Here is a 2740-nt window from a genome sequence, read left to right as displayed (position 1 = left end):
CAGGAACATGCCGGAGGGCATGGCGTGCCAGGACTCCATCGAACGGCCGAAGACGCGGAGGTCGAGACCGCGGGCCGCGGCGTGGGCGGCCACGGACAGGCCGTAGGGTCCGGCGCCGACGACCACCAGGTCGTCCATCGACTTCGACATCGTGCCTTCCGCGTTCATCGGGGGGTGAGCTGGTCGGTGGAGGTACGGGCCGGGGGCGCCGCGGGGGCGGTGGCCGGGTCCGTCCGGCGGGCCAGGAGCGCCCGGTGCAGCGCGGTCAGCGCCTTGCGCAGCAGGTGCGCGAGCCATGCGCAGCCCATGGCGAGCGCGGGCAGCGGGTCGTCGGCGGCGGACCAGGCGCACTCGGTCCGCCCCCGCGTGCCGCCGGGCTCGGGCGCGTACCGGCGGCGCGGGGAGGCGAGCAGGGAGAGCGCCGCGTAGTTCTCGACCAGGAACCGGCGGCCGTACGCGGGGGAGTGCGGCGGTACGGGGCGGCCGGTGAGGTCCAGGTGCAGTGCCCGGACCACGTCCAGGCCGTCCGGGTCGGTGAAGAGCCGGAACTGGGCGCCGGGCCGGGGGTTGAAATCGAGCAGGTGGTACGCGCCGGTCGCCCTGTTCAGCCGGAAGTCCAGGTCGCACACGCCCCGGTAGTCCAGCGCGTCGAGGAGCTCGCGGGCCGTCCGGTCGACGACCGGGTTCGCCGTCCAGCGGCCGGAGGCGGTGAGCCCGGCGCCGTCCGGCCAGGACCGCTCCTTGCGCCCGGTCCCCCCGGTCGAGCAGTGGCCCGCGGAGTCCACGTACCCGTGGAAGAACCAGTCGAGGTCGTGGCCCGCCGGGAGCAGTTCCTGGAGCAGCAGCCGGCTTCCGGCCTCCGGGGTGCGGGCGTACAGCTCCCGAACCTCGGCCAGGGAACGCACGATCGTGGTGCTCCGCAGCCCGCCGTCGGCCGGGAGCAGCCAGGGCCGGCTCCACTTGGCGACCACCGGAAGGCCGAGCGACCACGCCATGGCGGCGGCCTCGTCGGCGCCTTCGGGGAGTTCGGTACGGGGATGGGGCAGGCCCAGGCCCGCGCAGGTCTCGGCGAGCTCCGCCTTGTCCGCGACCCGGAGGAGCTGCTCCTCGGTCTGTTCGGGCAGCAGGAAGCGCGGGGCGAGTGCGGTGCGGCGGCGGGCCAGGGCGAGGGCGCTGACGTCGTCCAGCGGCACGGCGAGCACGGGATGTGACGGGTCGTCGGTGATCTCGTCCGCGATGCGGGCCAGGAGGGCGGAGAGCTCGGCGGAGGAGTCCGTCCCGGGGCGCACCCGGACCGAGCGGAGAAAGCGGGAACGGGCGACCGGACTGGTACTCGATTCGATGACGGCGTGGACCGGGATTCCGGCCCGTCCCAGAGAGCGCGTGGCACCGAGCGTGCCGTGATGGAAGGGGTTCCGGTCGAGCCGTACAAGGACGGTGGGGACGCTGGTGTCGAAACGCTGACGGCGCAGCACGGCGGGCCCTTCATCTCGGTGCCCCAACTGGGCGATGAAATCCTCTAATGGACTACGGATCAGAGGGAAGCCGAGCTCACGATCGGCTTATTAGGAATACTTTCGGAACATCGGATTGACAGATCATCAATTGGCGTACACCGCGAAGGAGTGGCCATGGGAGCTGCATACCGGAGAACTTCGAGAAAGTGGCTGGGGGTGTTCACCGCCGGTCTCCTCGCCACGGGCTCAGCCGTGCTCTCGTCCCCCGCGCACGCCGCCGCATCCGTGAGGACGGCCGACCCCGACCCGGCCCTCGCCACCGCCATGGGGGCCTTCCTCGACTCGGGCCGGCGCGGGGTCGCCCGCATCGGGCAGCTCGAACGATGGCTCGGCGGCCACGAACTCCGCGTCGGTCACACCTACCTCCCGGGCGACCTCTGGTCGAACATCGAGGGGACCCCCGGCTTCCTCGAAGCCTGGGCCGACTGGCGCAACGAGCGGATCAACCGGATGCTCGTCCTCAACGTGCCCATGCTGGAGCGCAACGAGGCCCACGTCTCCGACCGCGAGGTCCGCCGCCAGCTCCAGCTCGGCGCCGCCGGGTACTACGACCACCACTTCACGACCCTCGCCGAACATCTCGTCGAGGAGGGAGCCAGGGACACCGTCATCGTCCTCGGCTGGGAGATGAACGGCACCACCTACACCCACCGGTGCGCCCCCGATCCCACCGCGTGGAAGAAGTACTGGAACCGGATCGTCACCGCGATGCGTTCCGTGCCGGGCCAGAAGTTCCGTTTCGACTTCAACCCGAGCCGCGGCCGCGACGCGATTCCGTGGACCGAGTGCTACCCGGGTGACGACGTCGTCGACATCATCGGCATGGATTCGTACGACCAGCCGGCGGGGAGCAGTTTCGACCGGCACGTCAGCGAACCGTACGGGCTCCAGAAGCAGGTCGATTTCGCCGCCGAGCACGGAAAGCAGATCTCCTATCCCGAATGGGGGCTCTTCCGGAACGGCGACAACCCGGAATACATGCGGCGCATGCTGGACTGGATGAGGCAGCACAAGCCGCTGTACCACACGATCACCGACTACTGTCCGCACGGCGTCTGGCAGTGCGACGACAATCCGCAGTCGTCGCTGGTCTTCCGGCAGATGCTGTACGGCACGGAACCGGAACTCCCGACGGTCCCCGAACCGAAGCCGGAACCGAAGCCCGAGCCGAAGCCGGAACCGAAGCCCGAGCCGAAGCCCGAGCCGAAGCCGGAACCCAAGCC

General features: G+C 70.5%; 1 protein-coding gene and 1 pseudogene. One reads left to right on the top strand and one right to left on the bottom strand.

The genetic code is table 11. The annotated features are described in order from the left end of the window. Window positions 1-297 (bottom strand): annotated as a pseudogene (locus CCN56_RS45970) (hypothetical protein); the annotation flags it as partial. 1334 nt (window positions 298-1631) lie between these two features. On the opposite strand from CCN56_RS45970, the gene CCN56_RS29080 reads away from it, so the two are divergent. Beyond that, window positions 1632-2740 (top strand): glycoside hydrolase family 26 protein (locus CCN56_RS29080; RefSeq protein ID WP_086830949.1); only part of this gene is annotated, 1109 nt, incomplete at its 3' end.

Source organism: Streptomyces sp. NRRL B-24572 (assembly GCF_002156145.1).
GTDB classification, from domain to species: Bacteria; Actinomycetota; Actinomycetes; order Streptomycetales; family Streptomycetaceae; genus Streptomyces; species Streptomyces vietnamensis.
Note: the sequence above shows the minus strand (reverse complement) of the source record. Positions and strands in the feature narration are given on the sequence as shown.